General features: G+C 56.2%; 18 protein-coding genes and 1 other RNA gene. 3 read left to right on the plus strand and 16 right to left on the minus strand.

The annotated features are described in order from the left end of the window. Nucleotides 1-60: 60 nt before the first annotated feature. From AC3B6F_RS04475 to AC3B6F_RS04495, 5 genes are all read right to left on the minus strand, one after another. Complete coding sequence (locus AC3B6F_RS04475; RefSeq protein WP_282857116.1) at nucleotides 61-543, minus strand: hypothetical protein; 483 nt, start codon at nucleotides 541-543, stop codon at nucleotides 61-63. Nucleotides 544-663: 120 nt separating this feature from the next. Continuing rightward, a complete protein-coding gene (locus tag AC3B6F_RS04480) occupies nucleotides 664-993 on the minus strand; it encodes a hypothetical protein (protein ID WP_010500712.1) in 330 nt (109 codons plus the stop codon). 76 nt (nucleotides 994-1,069) lie between these two features. Beyond that, nucleotides 1,070-2,089 (minus strand): CgeB family protein, encoded by a 1,020-nt coding sequence (locus tag AC3B6F_RS04485; RefSeq protein WP_010500711.1) that lies wholly within the window; start codon nucleotides 2,087-2,089, stop codon nucleotides 1,070-1,072. Nucleotides 2,090-2,137: 48 nt separating this feature from the next. Next, nucleotides 2,138-5,119 (minus strand): glycosyltransferase, encoded by a 2,982-nt coding sequence (locus AC3B6F_RS04490; RefSeq protein WP_489823515.1) that lies wholly within the window; start codon nucleotides 5,117-5,119, stop codon nucleotides 2,138-2,140. A gap of 19 nt (nucleotides 5,120-5,138) precedes the next feature. Next, nucleotides 5,139-8,372 carry a glycosyltransferase family protein gene (locus AC3B6F_RS04495; RefSeq protein ID WP_489823516.1) on the minus strand — a complete coding sequence of 1,078 codons (3,234 nt, stop codon included), beginning with the start codon at nucleotides 8,370-8,372 and terminating at the stop codon, nucleotides 5,139-5,141. A gap of 99 nt (nucleotides 8,373-8,471) precedes the next feature. On the opposite strand from AC3B6F_RS04495, the gene AC3B6F_RS04500 reads away from it, so the two are divergent. Then, nucleotides 8,472-9,551 (plus strand): IS5 family transposase, encoded by a 1,080-nt coding sequence (locus tag AC3B6F_RS04500; protein WP_489823012.1) that lies wholly within the window; start codon nucleotides 8,472-8,474, stop codon nucleotides 9,549-9,551. Between the two features lie 468 nt (nucleotides 9,552-10,019). Here AC3B6F_RS04500 and rpsA read toward each other — a convergent pair whose 3' ends face one another. The 3 genes from rpsA to aroA all read right to left on the minus strand — a co-directional run bounded on the left by rpsA (nucleotide 10,020) and on the right by aroA (nucleotide 13,942). Next, nucleotides 10,020-11,729, minus strand: a complete 1,710-nt coding sequence (rpsA, locus tag AC3B6F_RS04505) for a 30S ribosomal protein S1 (RefSeq protein ID WP_282857110.1) — start codon at nucleotides 11,727-11,729, stop codon at nucleotides 10,020-10,022. 252 nt (nucleotides 11,730-11,981) lie between these two features. After that, nucleotides 11,982-12,620, minus strand: a complete 639-nt coding sequence (gene cmk, locus AC3B6F_RS04510) for a (d)CMP kinase (RefSeq protein ID WP_489823517.1) — start codon at nucleotides 12,618-12,620, stop codon at nucleotides 11,982-11,984. After that, nucleotides 12,617-13,942 (minus strand): 3-phosphoshikimate 1-carboxyvinyltransferase, encoded by a 1,326-nt coding sequence (gene aroA / locus AC3B6F_RS04515; RefSeq protein WP_489823985.1) that lies wholly within the window; start codon nucleotides 13,940-13,942, stop codon nucleotides 12,617-12,619. The genes cmk and aroA overlap by 4 nt, the downstream gene beginning before the upstream one ends. Before the next feature lie 150 nt (nucleotides 13,943-14,092). Here aroA and AC3B6F_RS04520 point away from each other — a divergent pair, with 150 nt between their 5' ends. Beyond that, on the plus strand, nucleotides 14,093-14,425 hold the full coding sequence (locus tag AC3B6F_RS04520) for an FYDLN acid domain-containing protein (RefSeq protein ID WP_010500698.1): 333 nt from the start codon (nucleotides 14,093-14,095) through the stop codon (nucleotides 14,423-14,425). Next, entirely contained in the window at nucleotides 14,361-14,966 is a 606-nt protein-coding gene (locus AC3B6F_RS04525) for a chorismate--pyruvate lyase family protein (RefSeq protein ID WP_253783309.1), read from the plus strand. Before AC3B6F_RS04520 ends, AC3B6F_RS04525 begins: the two co-directional genes overlap by 65 nt. 2 nt (nucleotides 14,967-14,968) lie before the next feature. Here the strand turns inward: AC3B6F_RS04525 and AC3B6F_RS04530 are convergent, their stop codons facing one another. From AC3B6F_RS04530 to AC3B6F_RS04565, 8 genes are all read right to left on the minus strand, one after another. After that, a complete protein-coding gene (locus AC3B6F_RS04530; RefSeq protein WP_489823518.1) occupies nucleotides 14,969-15,712 on the minus strand; it encodes an SDR family oxidoreductase in 744 nt (247 codons plus the stop codon). Then, nucleotides 15,709-16,302, minus strand: coding sequence for a recombination mediator RecR (gene recR / locus AC3B6F_RS04535; RefSeq protein ID WP_489823986.1), 594 nt, complete (start codon nucleotides 16,300-16,302; stop codon nucleotides 15,709-15,711). The genes AC3B6F_RS04530 and recR overlap by 4 nt, the downstream gene beginning before the upstream one ends. Nucleotides 16,303-16,330: 28 nt before the next feature. Further along, nucleotides 16,331-16,654 (minus strand): YbaB/EbfC family nucleoid-associated protein, encoded by a 324-nt coding sequence (locus AC3B6F_RS04540; protein WP_010500689.1) that lies wholly within the window; start codon nucleotides 16,652-16,654, stop codon nucleotides 16,331-16,333. Then, the gene (locus tag AC3B6F_RS04545) at nucleotides 16,651-18,684 is read right to left on the minus strand and encodes a DNA polymerase III subunit gamma/tau (RefSeq protein ID WP_489823519.1); all 2,034 of its coding nucleotides are present in this window, start codon (nucleotides 18,682-18,684) and stop codon (nucleotides 16,651-16,653) included. Before AC3B6F_RS04545 ends, AC3B6F_RS04540 begins: the two co-directional genes overlap by 4 nt. Before the next feature lie 100 nt (nucleotides 18,685-18,784). Further along, nucleotides 18,785-18,881, minus strand: an RNA gene (gene ffs, locus AC3B6F_RS04550) — signal recognition particle sRNA small type. A 45-nt stretch (nucleotides 18,882-18,926) separates the two neighbouring features. After that, on the minus strand, nucleotides 18,927-20,726 hold the full coding sequence (gene ggt / locus AC3B6F_RS04555) for a gamma-glutamyltransferase (protein ID WP_489823520.1): 1,800 nt from the start codon (nucleotides 20,724-20,726) through the stop codon (nucleotides 18,927-18,929). Continuing rightward, nucleotides 20,723-21,526, minus strand: coding sequence for a type I methionyl aminopeptidase (gene map, locus AC3B6F_RS04560; protein ID WP_489823521.1), 804 nt, complete (start codon nucleotides 21,524-21,526; stop codon nucleotides 20,723-20,725). The genes ggt and map overlap by 4 nt, the downstream gene beginning before the upstream one ends. Before the next feature lie 86 nt (nucleotides 21,527-21,612). Continuing rightward, complete coding sequence (locus AC3B6F_RS04565) at nucleotides 21,613-22,668, minus strand: D-alanyl-D-alanine carboxypeptidase family protein (RefSeq protein ID WP_489823522.1); 1,056 nt, start codon at nucleotides 22,666-22,668, stop codon at nucleotides 21,613-21,615. Nucleotides 22,669-22,835 lie beyond the last annotated feature (167 nt).

The following is a 22,835-nucleotide window of genomic DNA, read 5'->3' on the forward strand; positions in this document are numbered from 1 at the left end:
TTGATATTTCAATGCTGTTTTTCACCACTCGATCTTGAGCCGCACCCAAGTCTTAAAAATTCATTCGATGATTTTTATACGGAACGCCATATTGCGTACCTCTCCTGTCGGGCCACCAGCATCCACAAGAACGAGATCAAATCCTGTATAATCAGTACTCGCACGGTAGTGCAGAGCTTTCGCCATAACTTTGGTTTTATTGCAACGAGAACGTGGATTGTTCTCTACGAATTGCGGAAAAACAGAATAATCAGCGAGATACGCCGTGCCATGAAGAGGCTGTTTCTTGATCTGCAAGACCTGATAAGGGTTTGTGGTGCAGTCAACATTCACCGATTTCCAGGATGCAATAATAACATCGCTGTTCTTTTTTACGATCCTGTCCGTAAGGCTGTAATAATTAGAGGCGGCAGGAACAACAACCCGCCTTGGCGCCTGAGACGCTTGGGGTACATTCACCACAGCCGCAGTTGTGTGGACACAACCGGCAAGAGCAAGAAAAGTAAGGCTGTAAAAGGTCCTCTTAAATATATGCGGTGGCATTTTCTACGCAAAGCTCCCAACGACATTCAGATCCGTCAGGATCTTTATGAAAACATTACGTCACAATTCTATTTTACAACAATACATTTCAAGCAACAGTTTTGAGACAAAGAGGATGTCTTAACGCCAAACCGTCATCACGGCTCCACCCAGAACAATCAATGTGCCCCCAACACAAACCGGAAGCGTCAGTGTCTGGCCAAAGGCAAAATAGGCGACGATCTGGGCGGCCACAAAGAACAGCGCAACATACACCCCCATCAGGCGTCCGAAATCCCAGTCAGGCAGATTGACGGTCAGACCATAAGCCAAAAGCACGGCTCCTCCGGCGGCAATATATCCTAACCGCCCCAACCCAGCCGTATGCAACCCTGATCGCACAAGAGCATCACCTCCGACTTCCAGAAACGCCGCCACAATCAACAAAACCGTAAGCCAGACAGTTTGCACCCCTACACACCTTCAAAAAGAAAAAGCCGGACAGAAGCCCGGCTTTCCATAATCACCCTCTCAGTAACACCCAAGGTCAGAGAAGTCCCTCTGACTGAAGCACAGCCAAGGCCTGCTTGATCCGATGGCTGTAAAGATGCTCGGCCTGTGTCCGCGCCTGAGCCTTGCGGGTCATGGCCAGACGCGCTTCATCATCCCCCAGATACTTTTCAATCAGATTTTCAAAGTCGATCCGATTGGAAAAGACAGGGATTTCATCCGCATTGAAATAGCGACGGATTTCATGCGTATCCTCGTGAAAGACCTGAAACGCGCCTGCCAGAGCCGCTTCAAAGGTCCGCGGACCCGGCGTGGAAGGCGCAATCACAAAACGCTTGTTCTCGAAATGCAGCGACCGACCAAGATTAAGAACAATCTTCGAGCGACGATACAGTTCCACGAGCTGGGACTTCTCAATACGCGCGTCAGAAAAGCCAATACCAAGCTCACCCCAGCCTGGACCAACAATCTTGATATTCAGATTGCGGAGAACCGGCAGCAGGTTCCGAACGATATCCTTACGGCTGGTGAACGCCACACCACAGAACAGAACGTCGATCGTTTTTTCGACGTTTTCCTCGATCGGCATGTAGTGCAGCTTCGGGCTTGCGGCGAGCGGCAGATGGAACACCCGGTCACGCTGATAGAAGTTGTGTCCCCAGCGATCACAGGAAAACACGACGTCAAAGTCATCAGCAATGCGATAGTTCGCATCCTGTTCGTAGGGGTCTTCGGTGGCCCAGAAAACCGTCACGGCGCCGATCTTTTTGGCTTCCCGGCACACTTCGCCGAAATAGGTGCTTTCTGGCAGGTAAGAGCCGATAGCAAACACGATCGTAGGCTTCAGGATTTTAACGGACGCCGCAGCGGCAGAAATATGGACAGCCGTTACGTTTTCTTCGCCAAAGCACTCCGCCCAACCGTCCATGATAGACTCACGGATCTGCGCGTTGGCCTGGCTCTCATAGCGGCCACCACTACACACCAGAACACGTCCGGTCAGGCCAGACACGTTCCGCTCTGTTGCAGCGGCATGTTCTTTCACTTCTGTGGTCATAGCCTCACCTGTTTCCTTACACTCTCATGATCCGGCCACCCGGCCCTTTTACGCAATGCAGGCCTGCAGGATCGAAGACAGATCCTGCCGGAATCGTGCAGGAGCGCAATCCCGTTCTACCGCCTTCAGTGCCCCGTCTCTCAAACGCGCCCAGAGTGCGCTGTCCTGATAGAGACGGGCAACATGAGACGCAAACCCTTCGGCATCATCAGCAGCAGCCGAAAGAAGCTCCTCGTCATCTTTCCATCCCACCTGGCTGGCCAGAAGAGACGTGACCACCATCGGAACTCCAAAAGCCGCAGCCTCCTGCACCTTGAATGGCAATCCGCCGGCAAACCGTGTTGGCGCCACAAAGACACGATGCCTATTGAAGAGCGGTGCCAGATCATGCACAGCCCCCACAATATCCACGCGCGGATGCCTTGCAAAGACACTCACATCGACAGACGGATGAATGAATCCTGCGATTGTGAAGCGAACATCTTCCGGCAGCACCTCGTCCAGAAATGGCAGAACCTCTCCGACAAACCATTCCAGACTGTCATGGTTAGGCGCCCCTTCGTCATGGAGCGCCCCAAGGAACAGAATATCTCTTCTGGTCTCAAAAGGCGCTGCCGTAGGACGAATGCGCATCTCATGTCCCAGAACCGAAACATTCTCATAGCCTGCCCGACGCACCAGAGACGCATCATGCTCCGTCACAGCGACAATCTGCTGGCAGTAATGAGCACACTCCAGTTCACGCCGCAGCATCTCATCGAAATCCACCTTGGGTTGTGGCAGATCCAGAACCTTGATGCGTTCCAGAGTTCTTGGCGTAGAGATCACTTCCGTATCGAGCACAGCTCCACCCATCGGAAGGTAACGGCTGGCTTCATTCATGATCGGGAGCAACCGCGCCATGTTATGCGTTCGCCCAACCCAGACAAGATCATAATACCCGGCACGCGCCTGAATGAAGTCCGGAAATGTGGACAAATGCTGATCTGCGATCAGTTCGACCGTCTCAGGGAAGTCCCCGAAAAGCTCGAGTTCACTCTGATCTCTCGGCAGCATCGGAAAAACCGTCACCTGATACCCGAGGGCCGCCATTTCACGAACAACATCATTGGAGCGCACATATCCCGACCCCAGACGACGAAGCGGCAATCTGTCTTCAACAAACAGAATATGCTTCCGGTCCGATCGACGTTCACGAGCCTGAACGGCATTCCGGATATGAGCAGGCTGTTGATGCCTCAGGAAATCCTGATGCGCTTTGGCAAAGATACGCAGATTGGCGTGCATCAGGGTCTGTGATCCGGCAGAACCGGAACTGCCATACTCCAGATGTTCCACGACCACATTCGGATCATAGACAATCCGGAGACCCATCTTGAGAATCCGGACACAAAGATCCGTATCTTCGAAATAAGCCGGCCGATACCGCAGATCGTATCCGCCCAGACGTCTCAGCAGGGAAGAACGGATCATCAGGAATGCGGCCGAAACATAATCCACATCACGAACGAAATTGGCTTCCGGCAGATTGGGATTAGCCTCACGCCGATACCCATAGGTGGACCCATCACGCCAGATGATAGACCCTGCCTCCTGCAACCGCATGTTCGTCCGGATCAGTTTCGCCCCAACCGCCCCGACACCTTCATCAAACCGAAGCCGCTCCAGAGCATGGGCAATGCTGCAGGGATACAGGCGCAGATCATTGTTCAGATACAGAACGAAGGGTGCCTCAACCTCGGCCAAAGCCGCGTTGCACCCTTCAAGATACCCGATATTATATCTGAAGCGCAGGATTTTGGCCCCGCGCACCAGTTCTCCCAGACGTCGCGTCTGGTCGTGCGATCCTGAATCGACAACAATCAGCTGGATCGCACCTGCATAATTGGCTCTCAGTGACGACAGCGCCTGCATTGTCAGAGCTAATCGATTGTAAACAACCACAATGACACTGACTTCCGGTACGCCAGTAACCGTGAAATCAAGCGGGTGCCGGGCAAAAGCGGGCAAGAGCGCTTCAGCTTCCCGTTCAAAAACCTGCCGGGAATGATTTTCGTCTATATCAGGCGTCTCGGCCAACGCTGCCCGCTGCACATCGCCCGTTCTCGCCGCAACAAGATGGGCAAAGGCGCTATCATAAACATGATTGCGGACATCGTTACGCACCTGAGGCCGATTCATATGCGCCAGCAGGTCTATACCTTCTTTGGGAACACGTCCTTCATGGGCGCCAAAGCGCAGGAAATGCTCATAGCCATTTCTGAAAGACCCCAGATCAATACAGGCCACGACGTCCGGATGAGACGCTGCATAATACTCTTCAGAGAACAGTTCCTGCGGGTCGAAACGACGCGCTGTCTCATTCGTTAGATAATGATGCAATGCGCTGCTATAACGACCATCAGCAATCTCACGGCGCACATCCGGATATCGGTCCAGATACCAGACGGGATCAAAATACCATGACACTCGGCCTGCATCCGCGATGCTGGACGGAAGGCTCAGCCAGGACGCGAACAGCCCGATGCTACTGTCAAAATAGTCGGGGAAACGCAAAGCAAGTCTGCGGCACAATTCATCGTCGAAAAACGGATGCCCCCGATAGTAACGAGCCTCGCCAACTTCGAGATAATGATCGTAGCCATTTACAAAGCCCTGCTCATCCAGAAACCGACGGGTGAGCTCAGGATAGCGACGCAGATAACCGCTTTCGTCAAACAGCCAGTGCGGGGAGTTTTGACGAAAGCCTTCAGCACAATAGTGCTCAAATCCTGACTGCCACTTTTCCTGGATCAGGTCACGGCGCACATCCGGATAGGCTTCCCGATACCAGATTTCATCAAAATAGCGATTGGGAGAGTGGCCGTAACGCTGGCCAGTCTCCAGATAAAACGCATAAAGATCCCGATGTCCTTCTTCATGCATCCAGTCCCTGACTTCCGGATAACGCAGCAGATACCACTGCTCATCAAACGCCCGCCAACGAGGCTGATGAGCAGCCAGGGGCTGCTCAGGGACTGGATCAGACATCAGGGATAACGCTCCTGCTTCAGGCTATGGCTTTCTCATTCAGCAGGGCATCTACCCGTTCGGATTGCTCAAGCGTCAGACCTTCACGACCCGTAGAGACAATGCGGCCTCCATCGAACGTCACCACCATATCGGTCAGATGCGTCCCGAAGACATCACCTGCCACATTGATCAGAGCCACGCGGTAAACACCATCCAATGGACGGGCATAACCATGGAGCGGATTCAGAACTCCAGAGAAACCGGCGCAAAGCGGAGCATCCCGATGAACTTTAGAGACGTCCTGACGCGCAACGCGCTCCATACCGAACAGAACCAGATCGTCTTTTTCGGGGCACACCAGCCCGACATACATCTGACCGGCACGCGAGAGACTCTTCAGGAAAGCCCATCCGCGAATAACGATAGTCTCGTAAGCCTCAACCGCATTTGCAGGCTCGCCAACCACACCCGTGAATTCGTCGATAAAGCACTCCAGCAACCCACTGCCGTAGGGATGGAGCTTACCCTTCTGGAATGCCGCCAACTTGATGCCACGCATCAAGCCGTCGCTATGAGAAATACGATTGAAGTCCGCCAGGATAACATCATTAGCAGGAGCCGAACGCTGGATCGTTTCTATCTTGCCGCCTTCGACTTCAATCTGAATGGGCGTTAGCTGGAACGCTGCCTGGCCATTGATAACATTGACCAGTCCGACCCTGAAACGCCCCTCACACCACTTGCCGCGAAGAGCAGCCTTTCCGGAAAAGCCCGAACGACGCGGGGCGTCGTTAAACATCTCAACGATATCACCACGAATTTCCCGTTCACACTCGAGGAAAATCAACGGACTGTCTGCATCTTCTCCGATCAGAACTGTAAGCATACGCCCTGCCGTGCTTACGCTCGGGATCAGGAAGCAGCCGCGAATGTGGAATTCGTTCGAGCCCTTGAAGTCTTCGTCTTCGTTGGTCGCAAAAACATGATGGCAGATGTCATCGATGTAGCATTCCGCGCCCTGAATTGAGAACCAGTCAGACACTGGAAGCGGAAGCTCGACCGACAGGTCGCGCGTGGTCGGCGGATCGAAAATATGACGCGGCGGAGCCTGATGACGCCATGACGGATGCGGCAGAAGATGAACCTGACCTGCATCCAAGCGAAGATCGGACACACCCATCGGCCGACGCGGAGCAACATCCTGATAAAGGGCCAGAAGCCCATCCGCATATTCGCGAGCATGTGTCCAGAGATGCGGACCGATATTGGCCATGATCGCCTTGCGCAGCGGCTCAGAAGACCGCAGCAGTTCAAGACGCTCAAGAACCATGCTGGGACGGTTAATGGGAACCTTGAAACCATTGACGCCGTCTTCAACGCGATCGCCCAGAGCTCCCACATCCGTCACAATGGGGATTAGACCGTTCTGCCAAGCTTCAGAGAGAGAGATGCAATAGGTTTCGGGCCAGATCGAAAGATTAAGGGCAACATCCGCCTTCTTCAGGGCTTCAATATCGCCCATGTCGTAGCGGCCATAAAGCTTCACATTAGAACGTCGGCTGGCATTCAGAACCGCTTCATATTCCGGATGGACATAGCCAAAGATGTGGAAAACAAAATGATCCGGATGCGCGATCTCGATCAGGCTTAGGATCGTATCCGCTCCCTTTGTCCGCAGGAAGTTTCCGACAATGGCAATATTGAGCGGCTTTTCACCCAGCGGCTCATACGTCTTCGGCTTTACAGGAACTGTATTTTCGGGGCTGGGAATACCTGTAATCAGGCTGATCTTCTCATCGAGGATCGGGTAAATTTCATGCGTCAGGTCACGGGAATGCTGTGTCCCGAACATGATCGCATCCACTGACCGCAGCATCTTGGCGACAAACGCACGCCGCGTCTGCTCTCCACCATGCTCGACATTTTCAGAAGCCTTCAGCGTAATATCGGCCGCAAGAACCGAACGAACCTCGTCCTCTACGTAACGCAGCTCATGGTTCAGCAGGTTATAGCGGGCAGAAACCAACCAGAAATCATGTGCTGAGAAGACAACGCCTGCACCATTCGCCTTGGCAATAATGGGCAGGGACAGAGCGTGATGGCCCAGGTGCTGAAAGTGCACGATGTCCATGTTGTACTGACTGATAACGCTAGAAAAGGCCATTTCCTCCGGCCCATCACACATTGCGTCCTGCCAGCCGACCTCGGGCACGTCAAAACGCTCCAATTCCTGACCGCTCGCCGTTGTAAGACGACAGAATGTGCCACGACGCAGCCAGTAGAAAAACTCGATCTCACGCCCAAGCAGAGAACACAAAGCCTGCTGATAAACTTCAACTCCACCCCATGCCTGCTCATGAATGGTCGAGTGTGTGCACATGAGGATGCGAAGACGACGACGACGTTCCACTGGTGCAACATCCGATACCTTGCGGCGACCGAAGTCTGCTCCCGTAATTTCACGCATTTTCTCGAGACGATGCTCGTAGAGATGGTGCGCCAGAACGGATTTCTGGGCAGCCAGGGCCGCTTTACGACGCGTGCTCTTGTTGCCCAGAATACGGGCAATCGCATCCACGACGCTGTCCGGATCACGGGCGAGACTGATCCCCTCAACCGTATCAAAATACTCGCTGGCCATGCTCTCAGGAGCTTCAACAACCTGCGCAGTTCCAGCAAGACCAAGTTCAAAGAAGCGCGGCCCTGGAGCCGTCGCCTGGCTGACATCACCGTGACTTGCATAGTCGCGGAACATCGTCAGAGTGACGGCGCTGACATTTGCAAAATCAATGAAAGCTTCATGGCTGATGGGGCGCTGAATCGCGAGCGCTGCAAGGTCAGCAGGAAGTGGCGGAAGATATTCGTTACCGGGACAAACCAGCTTCAGCTTTGCATCAGGAAAAGCAGCGATAACGCGGCGCAGTGTCTGCACACGATTCGGCCACATCGTACCGGCAAAGAAAATATCATATTCCAACTCATTAGCCGGCAGCACTTTCCGCTCATGAATAGACGTACTGGCGGCCAACGGCAGGTAATGTCCTTTGCCGTGATAATATTCGGCACAGGAGGGATCATTCGTAAAGACGTAGTCGAAAAGACCGGCATTCTCGACATTGAAGTCACGCATGAACGGATCTTCGAACGTCCAAAGGATCAGGGTCTTGAAAGCCGGACGAACGCGGCGGATCAGAGCCAGATTGATGCGTTGGGCATCCAGGCAAATCAGAACATCATGTTCGCCTGAGGCAGCAATACCTGCCAAAGACATGTTATCGGCAACGACAACCTGGAGGGTTCGAAAAACTCTCTGTTTTTGATGCTTTCTATGTGATTCCCTTTCTTTGGTTTTGGTTGAGGGAATGCCGCTATGAAACAGCTTGGTTTCTTTGATGTTGAAGAGCGGCTTGCCCGTTTGAGCGGGCTTGGCGATCAGCTCGAAGCGTTCTCCCGGACAGTGGATTTTGAAGTGTTCCGCCCTGATCTGGAGCAGGCTTTGGCCTATTCAGACGGCAGTAAAGGCGGGCGTCCGCCGTTTGATCCGGTACTGATGTTCAAGATCCTGGTGATCCAGACGCTGAACAATTTGTCTGATGAACGGACGGAATATCTGATCAACGACCGCCTCTCTTTCATGCGCTTTTTAGGTCTGAGGCTGTCGGACCGTGTGCCTGATGCCAAAACGGTCTGGCTGTTCCGTGAACGCCTGACCCAGGCGGGGGCCATTGAAAGACTGTTTGACCGGTTTGACGCGACCCTGCGGAACGCGGGCTATCTGCCGATGTCGGGCCAGATCCTGGATGCAACATTGGTAGCCGCTCCAAAGCAGCGCAATACGAACGCTGAGAAAGCCGACCTCCGGGCAGGACGTACCCCCGAAGACTGGCAGGACAAGCCGGCAAAGCTGTCGCATAAGGATCGTCATGCACGATGGACACTGAAGTTCACGAAGGCGAAGCGTCAGGATGACGGGACGATCCCCACAACGGATCTGGCCATTCCGTTCTTTGGCTACAAGTCCCATGTCTCCATCGACAGGAAGTTCCGGTTCATCCGGAAATGGAAGACGACAGATGCCGCCGCCAGTGATGGTGCGCGATTGCGAGAAGGGCTGTTGGATAACACCAATACGGCCTCAAGCGTCTGGGCAGACACGGCGTATCGCTCCAAAGCCAATGAAGACTTCATGGAAAAGCAGGGATTTGTTTCGAAGGTTCACAGAAAAAAACCGCATCTCAAACCGATGCCCCGGCATATCCAGAGATCCAATGCAGGAAAGTCTGTGATCCGATCTCGTGTCGAGCATGTCTTTGCCGATCAGAAATCGCAGACGGGACTGTTCATCCGAACTGTCGGTATCACCCGGGCCACCATGAGGATCGGACTGGCCAATATTGTCTACAACATGCGCCGCTTTCTCTTCCTCGAACGATTGAGCGCGAGCGCGTAGTCATCCAGCGGGAAACAGCACTCGATCTGCTCAAAACGCAAACAGAAAACGCCCCAAAGAACCGTCAATCAAATCGCCAAAACCCAGAAATCACGGGCCAAGCACATCAATTGATGGTTCTTCGATCCCTCCACCTGATCTTTTCCGAACAACGATTTGGCGGCCCGTTCAACCGCCAGCGTTAGATAGGAATTAGGATTGTGGGTATAATTCGTATTGTAAATAACCGCCATCAATCTTCTGGGTGCCTGACACCCACTCCCATCCAGAGCCGAACAGTCCGCTACTTTGGCAACAAGTCGTAAAAGACTATCGCCATCACGATACAATAATCCTTACCCGAAGGTTTACAGTAACAAAACCCCCAAAGAAAAAAGAGGTTTTTGGAATACAGGCATAAAAAAAGAGCCGCTTTCGCGGCTCTTTCTTAAAACCGTCACAGAATAATTCTGTAAGATTTTTACAACCTTAGACGTCCGTGCTGCGACGACGAATTGCCGCACCCAGGATATCACCCAGGGATGCGCCCGAGTCAGAAGAACCGTACTCGCTGATGGCGGCCTTATCTTCCTCGACCTCACGGCCACGGATCGTCAGGGCAAGCTTGCGAGCTGCACGGTCAACGGACACGATCTTCGCATCAACCTTTTCGCCGACTGCAAAGCGCTCTGGGCGCTGCTCAGCCTTGTCACGAGCCAGTTCCGCACGACGGATGAAGCCGGTCAGCAGATCGTCGACCTTCACTTCGATACCGTTCGTCTGGACTGCTGTCACGACGCAGGTAACAACTGCACCCTTCTGAACGCGAGCAAGCGTGTCGGCTGCCGGATCTTCCTGAAGCTGCTTGATGCCCAGGGAGATACGCTCCTTCTCAGGATCCACGTCGAGGACCTTGGCCTTGACGACCTGACCCTTCTCGTAGTTCGCCATGGCTGCTTCGCCAGCTTCGTCCCAGGACAGGTCGGACATGTGAACCATGCCGTCGATGTCTGCGGAGAGGCCGATGAACAGACCGAACTCGGTGATGTTGCGGATTTCGCCTTCGATGACAGAGCCAACCTTGTGCTCTTCTTCGAACTGCTCCCAAGGGTTGCGCTGAACCTGCTTGAGACCAAGGGAAATACGACGCTTGGAGCTGTCCACGTCCAGAACCATGACGTCGACTTCCTGGGAAGTAGCGACGATCTTGCCTGGATGGACGTTCTTCTTCGTCCAGGACATTTCGGAAACGTGCACCAGACCTTCGACGCCCGGCTCCAGCTCGACGAATGCGCCGTAGTCGGTGATGTTCGTGACGCGACCCGTGAAACGGGCATTTGCCGGGTACTTGAGTGCAACATTTTCCCACGGATCAGCTTCAAGCTGCTTCATGCCGAGGGAGATACGCTGCGTGTCCGGGTTGAAGCGGATGACCTGCACGCGAACCGGCTGACCGATCTGCAGAGCTTCGGACGGGTGGTTGATGCGCTTCCATGCGATGTCCGTGACATGCAGGAGGCCGTCAACGCCGCCGAGGTCAACGAACGCACCGTAATCGGTGATGTTCTTGACCACGCCGTCAAGGATCATGCCTTCCTTCAGGCCCTGGATCAGCTCGGAGCGCTGTTCTGCACGGGTCTCTTCAAGAACGGCACGACGGGACACAACGATGTTGCCACGTGCGCGATCCATCTTCAGGATCTGGAACGGCTGCGGCTGACCCATCAGCGGGCCGACGTCACGAACCGGACGGATGTCAACCTGGCTGCCCGGAAGGAACGCCATTGCGCCGCCCAGATCAACCGTGAAGCCACCCTTGACGCGACCATAGATCGTGCCGTTGACGCGCTGGTTGTTGCCGAATGCACGCTCCAGAGCGGTCCATGCTTCTTCGCGGCGAGCCTTCTCGCGGGACAGAACGATGGAACCGTCACGGTCTTCGTAACGCTCGACATACAGCTCGACAACGTCGCCCGGCTTTACGTCCGGAGCAACACCCGGCGGGCCGAATTCCTTAAGGGAAACGCGGCCTTCGCTCTTGAGACCGACATCAACGATAGCGAATTCGTCTGTCAGACGGATCACGCGACCGGTGACGACGGAGCCGTCAAAACCGGTGTCGCGGCCCAGGGTCTCTTCGAGAAGGGCTGCAAAATCTTCCATGCCGTGATCGGCAGGGGTCTGGTTGGCTGAAGCCATGTAAATACAATATTCCCGGATTTTCGGCCTAAAACCGATCATCCACGTCTGCGCCACGCGGATCAGGATCTGTCGTGACGACTCCCCGCTGCCATCAGAGGTCAGGACGGGTCCGTTAGGTTAAGCCTGCACGCAAATACGCGCGACAGACGACACCGTGCCCATTACGGACACAGTGCTAGCCCGCAAAAACACCCTCAGCAGGCGCTCTGTCAATAAAAAAACGGGTGTTTGATCGCTCTCTGCGAGCAATCAGGAGCGCACCTGTCGGCGTGAGACTTCTTCGCAGGCTTTTTCAAGCACTTGTTCTGCGGAGAGGTCGTCCGTCTCAATCAGAACAGCATCCGCAGCCTGTACAAGGGGTGCCGTATCCCGCGAAGAATCCCGCGAGTCTCGCGCGACAATCTCGGCAACAGCCGCTTCAAGTTCAGCTTTGGCCAGAGGAGCCTCGCCATGAACCTGATGGTGGCGACGCAGGGCACGTGTTCTGGGAGAAGCCGTGATGAAAAACTTCACGTCTGCGTCGGGAAAAACGACCGTTCCGATGTCTCGGCCGTCCACAACAGCGCCAGTCTGCGTGGCAAACACACGCTGCCGGTCCAGCAGGGCTGCACGAACCGCAGGCTGGGCCGCCACCAGAGAGGCCCCCCGGTCGATTTCCGGAACACGGAGATCCGTTCGGGCCAGATCTTCCGGCTGGAGTGCCTGCGCCTGGGCAGACGCATCTCCCGCCGGGTCCAGACCCGCATTTACCATCCGACGCGCGACAGCACGGTACAGCAACCCGGTATCCAGATAGGGCAGCCCCAGCTTGGCTGCGAGCGCCTTGGCCAGCGTCCCCTTCCCAGCTGCGGCTGGCCCATCCACGGCAATGACGAGCGGACGGCTCATGCCCGGATATCCGCACCCAATGCGTTCATCAGGTCAACAAAGCCGGGAAAGCTGGTTTCGATAAAAGCCGTATCGTCGATATGAACCGGCTTCTGCGCGGCCAGACCGAACACGATGCCGCTCATGGCCAGACGGTGATCCATGTGCGTCGTCACGGTGCCCCCCCCCAGAGATCCCTTGAAACCCTGAACGATCAGATCATCACCCACGACTTCCGTTTCTGCGCCATTGACGTTCAGCAAGGAAACCGTGGCAGCCAGACGGTCGCTTTCCTTTACGCGCAGTTCTTCCAGACCACGTAGACGGGACGATCCTTCTGCAAAGGCACAGGCCACTGCCAGAACGGGATATTCATCAATCATCGAAGGAGCACGCTCGGGCGGCACGTCCACACCCTTGAGCTTGCTGTGACGAACGCGAAGATCACCAACAGGCTCGCCACCTTCAACGCGCTCGTTCTCAATCGTCAGGTCAGCGCCCATTTCGAGCAGTGTCGTGAACAGACCTGTCCGCAGGGGATTAAGGCCCACGTTCTCGATCAGCAGATCGGACCCGGGAACCAGCAGTGCAGCCACCAGCGGGAAAGCGGAAGAGGACGGATCGCCCGGCACTGTCACGTCACGAGCCGTCAGCTTCACCGGACCAGTCAGTTCGATTCGACGTCCACCGGCATCAAGAACGGAAACATCAACCTCGACACCAAAGTGACGCAGCATGTTTTCGGTGTGATCACGGGTCGCGACCGGTTCTTCCACAACTGTCTTGCCGACAGCATTCAGACCAGCCAGCAGAACGGCGGATTTCACCTGTGCCGAAGCAACCGGCAAACGATATTCCAGCGGTTTGGCCTGACCGTCACCGCGGACAGCCATCGGAAGGCGTCCCCCCTCACGGGCCAGAAATTCGGAACCGTTTTTGGACAGGGGATCCATGACGCGACGCATTGGACGGGAGCGGAGGGAAGCATCCCCGGTCATGACACTGTTCATTTTATGGGACGACAGAATACCGGACAGGAGGCGCGCGGCCGTTCCGGAATTTCCCATATCCAGCACGTCGGCTGGCTCGGTCAGTTCCCCGACGCCCCGACCGTCAATCGTCCAGACGGCACCGTCGCGGATGATGGTCGCACCCAGAGCGCGCATGGCGTCTGCAGTCCGCAGAACGTCCTCGCCCTCCAGAAGACCGTAAACATGCGTACGGCCATGTGCGAGAGAGGCCAGCATCAGCGAACGGTGGCTGATGGATTTGTCACCCGGAACACGGGTGCGGCCGGAAAGTCCCTTCGGGGACGCGGAAACTGTCAAAGGTCGCGCTTGCATGCCCCTGTTCATGCGAGGGTCATTCCTGCCTGTCAATCACCTACAAAAGGGTGCGCTCATGCAGTTTTTAAGACACTTCATGTTTGACATGACGGAAACAAGCTGGCATGGCCGCGTTCCTTATCCGAGGCATTGGCAGGCTTGCATAACATGGCAAAACCCGAACTCGGTCTAAAACGGACGTGCGTTGAGTGCGGCGCCCGCTTCTATGACCTGAACCGCGTCCCTACAGTGTGCCCCAAGTGTGGCACCACCCAGCCGAACGACATCGGCCGTCTGAAGCGGAGCGAAGGCCCGCTGCCGGAAGAGAAGGATCCGAAGGCTCAGCCTGACGAGAACGAAGATGATGTCGACGTCGATCTGGACACGGATGATGATGCCGATGACGATGTCATGGCACCTGATGATGATCTGGACGATGACGATGATCTTTCGAACGACATCGAAGTCACGACTGACAAGGACGACCGCGACGACAACTAAGGTTGTCCGTGCTCTTTCCTTTGCAGCAGCATTGAGCGGCTGCGCCGGTCCGGGGGACGTTTCGTCCCCGGATGGCGCAGCCGTTCGTGCATTGAAAGACCGGCTGGACCATCATCCCAGCGCAACGGCAGTCCTTCAGGAACACTGCGCTCTTCCCATCCGGGTGGTGCGCCTTCCAGCCCGTGAACAGCCCTCTCCGGACGTTCTTCTGCTTTTGGACGTCAAAACGGCAGATCAGGTGCGGACCCGGCACGTCCAGCTTCTATGCGGCGATGTCGCCCTGTCAGACGCCTGGAACTGGTATGTGCCAGAACGTCTGACGGCTGAAATGAACCATATTCTTGAGACGACAGACACACCTTTCGGGAAGGCTGTGACCGAGACACATTTCCACAGACAGCGACTCGAATCGCATTTTCCGGACGCATCGTCGGGAATCGTTCTGGAAAACCGGGCCATACTCCGGCGTGCGTCCGACAACGCACCCATTTCTCTGGTTGTGGAAGATTATCTTCCCGCAGCTCTGAAGCCCCAGCCCTGAATTTATCGGGCGGGTGACCAGTTGAGGTGCTGACCACCGTCCATCGCCAGCATCTGGCCAGTCACGGACGGGAGCGAAAACAGGGCCAGAGCGGCCTGAGCGATCTCTTCAGGCAAGGCACCGCGCTTCAGGGGCGTTCCGGCGCACATTCGGTCAAAATGCTCCTGTGACTGCCCTACAGCCGGCAGAACAGGTCCGGGGCCAATCGCATTGACGCGAATCCGGGGGGCCAGCGCGAGCGCCAGCGTCTGTGTCAGGGTCCACAGACCAGCTTTAGACACGGTATAGCTGACGAAATGTGGTGTCAGGTTCCAGACACGCTGATCCAGCATGTTCAGAATCAGTCCTTCCGCATCTTCCGGCAGAGACTGTGCCATAGCCTGAGACAGCACAAATGGCGCTCTTAGATTGGGTTCAATGTGCTGATCCCAGCTTTCCCGGGTCGTCGTCCCGATCTCATCTCGCGTGAAAGCCGAAGCATTGTTGATGAGAACACCAATTGGCCCCAGCTTTTCCGTGGCTTTGGTAAAAAGGGCATCAACATCTTTTTCGCAGGCCAGATCCGCTTTCAGAAGACAACCGCAACCGCCAAGCTGATCGAGAAGCTCCTGAGCATCTGCCTCGCTCTCACGGTAGTGGATGGCAACCCTAAAGCCCTGCTCCACCAGCATTTCGACCAATGCACGGCCAATGCGTCTGGCTCCCCCCGTCACAAGCGCCGTACGAGGAACACGCGGAGAAATCATAAAGCGCGCCGTGCGATCAGGGCCGCTGCGAGCGTGCCATCATCCAGCACATCCAGCGCTCCCCCCATTGGAACACCATGCCCGACACGGCTGACCGTCACACCTGTGAGAGCCAGCTTTTCCTGCAACCAGTGCGCGGTCGTTGCACCCTCAACAGTCGCGCCAAGGGCCAGAATGACCTCCCTGACACCACCTTCGGCAATACGATCCAGCAAAGACGCGACATTCAGGTCATCCGGACCAAGTCCTGCAAGCGCAGAAAGTGTGCCACCGAGCACCTGATAGACACCTCGATGCACCCCCGCCCGCTCAAGGGCCCAGAGATCGCCAACAGTCTCGACAACGCAGACCAGACCGCGATCACGGTGAGCATCCGTGCAGATATGGCAGGGATCGACTGTATCCAGATTCCCGCACAGAGTGCAGGTTCTCACACTGGTCGCGGCGCGTTCCATAAGATGCGCCAGAGGCAACATCCGCGCCTCTGGCTGGCGCAGCAGGCTGAGAGCAGCCCGTCTCGCCGACCGAGGACCAAGTCCCGGCAGACGGGACAGCATGGAAATCAGCTGTTCGATGTCATTGCTGATCATCATGGCGTCACGTCCGCAGGAAAAAGGATCAGAACGGCAGCTTCAGGCCAGGGGGCAGGTCCAGACCACCTGTCACATCGCGCATGGCCGCAGAACTGGCTGCTTCTGCCTTGTTCTTGGCGTCCGTATAAGCAGCAACGATCAGATCCTGAAGCATTTCCATTTCGTTCGGATCAGCCAGCTTCGGATCGATCTTCAGGCTGCGCATTTCGCCCTTACCCGTGAGCTGAAGCGTCACGAGACCTGCACCCGCCGAGCCATCCACCGTCAGATTGGCCAGATTTTTCTGGGCTTCTTCCATCTTGGACTGCATCTGGCTGGCCTGCTTCATCAGTCCGGCAAGGTTCTTCATAACGGCTCCTGGTCTTTCAGTAGATCGTCTTCATCAAGGAAATCGGCATCGAGGGGCGCGAATTCCAGGTCGGGAGGAGAATCCTCCGTCAATGGTGCGGTTATTTCGGGTGGTAGACCGTATTCATCAAGGGAATGATCCTGCACATCGCCAATTTTCGCACCGGGAAAAGCGTCAAGAATAGCTTTGACCAGTGGATGAGCTTCAACCGCGGCCCGGTTGAGCTGCACAACCTCGGCTCCCTGCTCGTCAAGCGTCGGCTCACCCTCAGCTGTTGAGAGGCTGATGCGCCACTGACCGGGAAAATGCTCTTCCAGAAAACTTTGGAGAAGCCTGTCGGCTTTGGTCTGGGCATCTTCAAGGCGAATCTGAACATCTGGCGGGGAGAACCGCACGAGATGCACCGCATTGCGAAGCGTTCCATGAAGCTGGGGAACCTTGTCCCATGTCAGGGCCACCATTTCGCGCCATGTGCGCGGAGGCGTCAGGGGTTCGGGTTCCGTGGGTTGCTCTGGCTCGACTTCAGCGTAGCCAGCTTCAATAATCTCGCCACCATTGGCGACAAGGCGAACATGCGCTCTCGGGCCGCCTTGATCCGTAGACGCGGAAAGCTGCTGCGAGGCATGAGCCTGAATATTTACGCTGCCAGCTGAAGATCCGACGTTCGTAGATCCCCCAGACGGACTAGACGGACCAGACGGACCAGACGGACCAGACGGACCAGACGGACCAGACGGACCAGACGGACCAGACGGACCAGACGGAAGCGAGAGATCGACACCGCCTTCCGTCAACTGGCGGATCAGACGGTCCGGCGTCGGCAGCAGGCTGGCATGGCACAGACGGATCAGTACCATTTCCGCCGCCTGTCGCCGGTCAGGCGCGGCCTCAACCTCTCCAACGCCTTTGAGCAGGATTTGCCACGCGCGTCCCAGAACACTCGTGGACAAACGATCGGCAAGCATGCCACCCCGCGTCCGCTCCGCTTCCGGCAGATCCCGGCCTTCGCGCAGGGATGGCATAGCCTTGAGGCGGGATACGAGATGCAGAAGATCCAGCAGATCCGCCAGAAGGACGCCCAGATCAGCGCCTCTTGCATAAGCCTGATCCGTCAGATCCAGAGCCGTTGCCGCTTTGCCAGCCATAAGAGCTTCAAGCAGGTCAAAGACCAGTCCGCGATCCGCCAGCCCAAGCATGTCTGACACGGCATCCGCATCGCTGGCACCCTGGGCAATCGCCTGATCCAGCAGCGAAAGGCCGTCACGAACGGACCCATCAGCAGCACGGGCAATCAGGGCCAGAGCATCGTCAGACAGGCTTGCGCCTTCCTTCTGCGCGATACGGCCAAAATGTTCGATCAACAGAGATTGCGGCACACGGCGCAGGTCAAAGCGCTGACAGCGGGACAGAACCGTGACCGGCACCTTCCGCAGTTCTGTCGTCGCGAAAATGAACGTAACCTGCGGCGGCGGTTCTTCGAGCGTTTTCAGAAGCGCATTGAATGCATTGCGGGACAGCATGTGCACTTCATCAATGATGAAGACTTTCATGCGCGCCTGCATCGGGCGGAAACGTGTGGCCTCGATGATCTCACGGACGTCATCAACGCCAGTGCGGGAGGCCGCATCCATTTCCAGCACGTCGGGATGGCGGTCCGCAAGAATGGCGGTGCAGTTCGCGCAAACGCCACAGGGTTCAGCCGTTGGGCCGCCCTTCCCGTCCGGGCCAACGCAGTTCAGGGCACGTGCAATAATACGAGCTGTCGTGGTCTTACCCACACCGCGAACGCCCGTCAGCATGAAGGCATGCGCCACACGCTTTAGTTCGAACGCGCGCCGCAGGATACGGACCAGCGAGTCCTGACCGATCAGATCTTCAAAAGTCTGAGGCCGATATTTGCGGGCAAGAACGCGATAAGGTGTGTTGTTTTCCGGGAGCGCAGGAACCGGAACAGGTTCCGCAGGCGCATCACCGAAAAAGCCACCACCGCTTTCAGGCGGCAGGGGAAGATTGTCGTTATCGTCAGTCATGAAACTGGAAACCGTCAGAGCGGGATGTGAAGACCGCTCTCTGTCGGCCTTGTGCCGGGGCGCAGAACAGAGAACCTGTCGCGCCCACAGGCTGCACTTGGTAGGAGGCCGGACATTTAACCCGGATAAAACTCACTGCGGCTGCTTCCTTCCGGACCTGACCGGGTTGGCAAGGTATCCGTCCAAAGCCGACCTCCCGGCGCTCTCCTAACACGGAGATGGGGGTGTCTGACAACCCCCTATCATTCACCCGCGGCTTCACCACCCGCATGACGCGGATCAGCAGCACCGTAGATCAGACCAGTTTCGTGAGCAGACAGGCTCGGACGATCGGCCAGAATGCCCTCAGCTACTCCCCATGGGCGATGCAGAGACAGCGCATATCCTTCGGATTTTAGCGCATTCATCACATCATCCGTCAGGGCACCCGGCTCCAGTTCTACAGCAGAAGGCTCCCACTGTTCGTGGATTCGAGGCAGATCCACAGCCTGTCTGATGTCCAGCCCGTAATCGAGCACGCCCAGAATGGCAGAAAGCGTAATCGTTGGGATACGGGAGCCACCGGGGCTGCCAATCACCATAACAACCTTGCCGTCCTTCGAGACAATCGACGGAGACATGGAGGACAGCGGTGTCTTGCCCGGAGCAATGGCATTGGCTTCAGAGCCAACAATTCCGAACATGTTCGGTGCACCCGGCTTGGACGAGAAATCATCCATTTCGTCATTGAGCCAGATGCCGGTGTTGCCACCCATCACACCCGAGCCGAACCAGCCATTGAGGGTATAAGTGGCCGAAACCGCCATACCACTTTTGTCCAGAACAGAGAACTGGGTCGTCTCATGCTTTTCCTGCGTATCCGGCGCGGCTTCTGCGGCCTTGACCGGGAGTGCTTCGCCTGCACGCAGCGTGTTGGAAGGCAGCGCATGATCCAGCGGAATACCAGCCCGCACCTGCGCGGCGTAAGCGGGATCATTCAGATGTTCGATCGGATTTTTGACGAAAGCCGGATCGCCAAGGTCACGCCGGTCTGAATAGGCATGACGCATGGCTTCGATTTCACGCTGCGCAGACGCCGCCGTGTGCAGGCCCAGCGCGTGCATGTCATAGCCGGACAGAATGTTCAGGATTTCGCAGAGCGCTACACCACCACCACTGGGCGGAGGGGCCGTATCGATCGTGTAGCCCCGATAGGTGCAGCGGATCGGGTCCATGAAACGGATATGGTAGTTTGTGAAGTCAGCGGCTTCCAGAAGACCACCGCCTTCTTTACTGGCGCGTACGATCTCAGCGGAAATCGGCCCGTCATAGAAAGCCTTCGGCCCATTCTTGGCGACCAGTTCCAGAGAATTGGCGAGATTTTTCTGAACCAGTCGGTCCCCCGGTTCAAAAGACGATCCATCCGGACGCAGGAAAATCGGCCGCGCATACGGGTCCTGATGAAAATACTTCGTGGACGTGTTCAGAAGCTGCACGTCCCCTTCCTTCAAAATGAAGCCATCGCGCGCCAGAGCAATGGCAGGCGCCATGACCTTCTCACGCGACAGATGCCCCCATTTTTGCAGAATCGTATCCAGTCCAGCCACCGTCCCCGGAACCGCAACGGCTTTCCAGCCTTCCATGGACAGACCCGGAATAACCTTGCCGGAAGCATCCTGATACATGGTGGCGGTTGCGGCACCCGGCGCGTGTTCGCGGAAATCCACGAAAACCGTCTGACCGGATTTCAGGCGAATGGTCATGAAACCGCCGCCACCAATATTTCCCGCCGCCGGATAGACAACTGCCAGCGCATAACCCACGGCAACAGCCGCATCGATGGCGTTACCGCCCTGTGCAAGAATCTGCGCCCCGGCTTCCGATGCAAGATGCTGCGCTGAGACCACCATGCCGTGCTTACCTGACACCAGCACGCCTGGAGACATATGATCCGGGCCGAAAGCCAGCGGATCGTGAGCAGAACTCAGAGTGGTCGTTGCGGGAGCAGCCAGCGCTGTGCCCCCTGTCAGACCTGCAACAATCAGGGCAAAGATTTTTTTCATGCGCCAGCTCCGTAAGGGGGCTTGTTGTAACCTTTCGGGGAGAGGGTGAAGATTTCGCAACCGTCTTCCGTCACCCCAACCATATGCTCAAACTGAGCGGAGAGTGTGCGGTCACGCGTAACGGCTGTCCAGCCATCATCCAGTACTTTGACTTCGGGCTTGCCGATATTGAGCATCGGTTCGATCGTGAAGACCATTCCCGGCACCAGCTTCACGCCCTGCCCCGGTTTTCCATAATGCAGGACGTTCGGAGCAGCGTGAAAGTCTCGCCCGATGCCATGACCGCAGAAATCACGCACGATGGAGAAGCGGTTCTTTTCAGCATGAACCTGAATTGCATGGCCGACATCGCCAAGCGTATTGCCCGGTTTGACCTGCTCAATCCCCAGCATCAGGGATTCATAGGTCACTTCAACCAGCTTCTCGGCTTTTTTCGGGGCTTTTCCGACGATGTACATACGAGAGTTGTCGCCGTACCAGCCGTCCAGAATGGACGTCACATCGATATTGACGATATCGCCGTTGGAAAGCTTTTTGTCCCCTGGAATACCGTGACAGACGACATGGTTGATGGAAATGCAGCAGGCTTTCGGAAAGCCATGGTAGTTCAGGGGAGCCGGGATCGCGCCATGAGCCAGAGTGAACTCATGAATAATCCGGTTCAGTTCTTCCGTCGTGACACCCGGCTGAACATGCTCCGTGATCATATCCAGCGTTTCTGAGGCCAGTTGCCCGACTTTTCTCAGATGTTTGAAGTCTTCACTGTTGTAAAGAACAATCCCACGCGAATTATCACCCATGTCTGCCGCCCGATCCTCAATCTTTCTACAGGTCGGGACAAAATGCGACTGTCCTGCCTTGACCGCAAGGCAGGGAGACGAGTTTTTCAGCCTCGCGGGTGACGACCCGCCTTGTGATGGGTCGCGACATGATGCGCACTGACCATACGGACCGATGCTCCCCGCCGGGTAATACGACCGAAGCGGCGAGGCCCGGTCGGGGCATCCGCCACTTCCATCGGACGATTGGACGCAACCAGCGTGCGGCTATGCGCAAAGCGACCACCGTGGCGGGCGGAAGCAATCATCATCGTCCGTGGTGCGACCGGATGCATCAGAGGCTGCGGTGCCACACCTTCAGAAGCGAAGGCATCATCCAGAATGGACGCCATTTCCATAGAGCGGCGCCCATTGGACGACGACCCCAGCACCACACCAATCAGCCGGACATTCCCACGAATAGCGGACGTCACGAGATTATGGCCAGCCGCATCCGTGTAGCCTGTCTTCATCCCGTCAGCGCCTGCATAGATCTTCAGCATCGGATCATGGTTCGGCACAAGATGACGATGGAAGTAGAAGGAAGGCACGCCGAAATAGTGATAATACTGCGGGAAATCATTGATCAGATGCTGTGCCAGAAGGGCAAGATCATGCGCCGTTGTCACCTGATCCGGATCTGGCAGACCAGACGCATTGCGGAACGTCGTGTTGATCATGCCCAGAGCGCGGGCTTGCTGTGTCATGAGCTGGGCGAAGCGCACTTCGTCACCACCGCCCAGAAACTCACCCAGAGCGCAGGCGGCGTCATTGGCGGATTTCGTAACCAGAGCAAGAATGCCCTGCTCAACCGTCAGACGTGTTCCCGGTACAAGCCCCAGCTTCGAAGGCGCCTGCATGGAAGCATGAATGGAGACCGGAACTTCCTGATCCAGCGTAATCTGGTGCGCTTCAAGGGCGCGGAAAGTGAGATACAGCGTCATGAGCTTGGTCAGAGACGCCGGATAGCGCTGCAACTCCGCATCGGACTGCGAGAGGACGGCTCCGGTTCGGGCATCCATCACGAAGCTGGAAACATGCCCGGCATATTGCGCGCGGGCGGACCCCATACCTACTGCCGTCAGTGCACATAACAGGAGGGCCTTGCGGAAAGGAGAACGCATTCTATGGCAGCCTCTGAATAGAACATTATCGCCGGGGACAGTCAGACCGCTTTGAAGCAGCCTGTAATCCCATTACATTAGGCGCAACAAAAAGCGCCCGTCCACAGGGTTTGCGGGAGTTTGCTTAATTTTTCGTAAGCATGACGCAAAGCCGACCAGATCATGTC

Source organism: Gluconobacter sp. ESL1110, assembly GCF_058107395.1.

Bases quoted from the DNA above. Each gene is read 5' to 3' on its own strand.
- AC3B6F_RS04475 (WP_282857116.1), bottom strand. From the start codon at position 543: ATGCCACCGCATATATTTAAGAGGACCTTTTACAGCCTTACTTTTCTT.
- AC3B6F_RS04485 (WP_010500711.1), bottom strand. From the start codon at position 2,089: ATGACCACAGAAGTGAAAGAACATGCCGCTGCAACAGAGCGGAACGTG.
- AC3B6F_RS04490 (WP_489823515.1), bottom strand. From the start codon at position 5,119: ATGTCTGATCCAGTCCCTGAGCAGCCCCTGGCTGCTCATCAGCCTCGT.
- AC3B6F_RS04495 (WP_489823516.1), bottom strand. From the start codon at position 8,372: ATGTCTTTGGCAGGTATTGCTGCCTCAGGCGAACATGATGTTCTGATT.
- AC3B6F_RS04500 (WP_489823012.1), top strand. From the start codon at position 8,472: ATGAAACAGCTTGGTTTCTTTGATGTTGAAGAGCGGCTTGCCCGTTTG.
- rpsA (WP_282857110.1), bottom strand. From the start codon at position 11,729: ATGGCTTCAGCCAACCAGACCCCTGCCGATCACGGCATGGAAGATTTT.
- cmk (WP_489823517.1), bottom strand. From the start codon at position 12,620: ATGAGCCGTCCGCTCGTCATTGCCGTGGATGGGCCAGCCGCAGCTGGG.
- aroA (WP_489823985.1), bottom strand. From the start codon at position 13,942: ATGCAAGCGCGACCTTTGACAGTTTCCGCGTCCCCGAAGGGACTTTCC.
- AC3B6F_RS04520 (WP_010500698.1), top strand. From the start codon at position 14,093: ATGGCAAAACCCGAACTCGGTCTAAAACGGACGTGCGTTGAGTGCGGC.
- AC3B6F_RS04525 (WP_253783309.1), top strand. From the start codon at position 14,361: ATGACGATGATCTTTCGAACGACATCGAAGTCACGACTGACAAGGACG.
- AC3B6F_RS04530 (WP_489823518.1), bottom strand. From the start codon at position 15,712: ATGATTTCTCCGCGTGTTCCTCGTACGGCGCTTGTGACGGGGGGAGCC.
- recR (WP_489823986.1), bottom strand. From the start codon at position 16,302: ATGATCAGCAATGACATCGAACAGCTGATTTCCATGCTGTCCCGTCTG.
- AC3B6F_RS04540 (WP_010500689.1), bottom strand. From the start codon at position 16,654: ATGAAGAACCTTGCCGGACTGATGAAGCAGGCCAGCCAGATGCAGTCC.
- AC3B6F_RS04545 (WP_489823519.1), bottom strand. From the start codon at position 18,684: ATGACTGACGATAACGACAATCTTCCCCTGCCGCCTGAAAGCGGTGGT.
- ggt (WP_489823520.1), bottom strand. From the start codon at position 20,726: ATGAAAAAAATCTTTGCCCTGATTGTTGCAGGTCTGACAGGGGGCACA.
- map (WP_489823521.1), bottom strand. From the start codon at position 21,526: ATGGGTGATAATTCGCGTGGGATTGTTCTTTACAACAGTGAAGACTTC.
- AC3B6F_RS04565 (WP_489823522.1), bottom strand. From the start codon at position 22,668: ATGCGTTCTCCTTTCCGCAAGGCCCTCCTGTTATGTGCACTGACGGCA.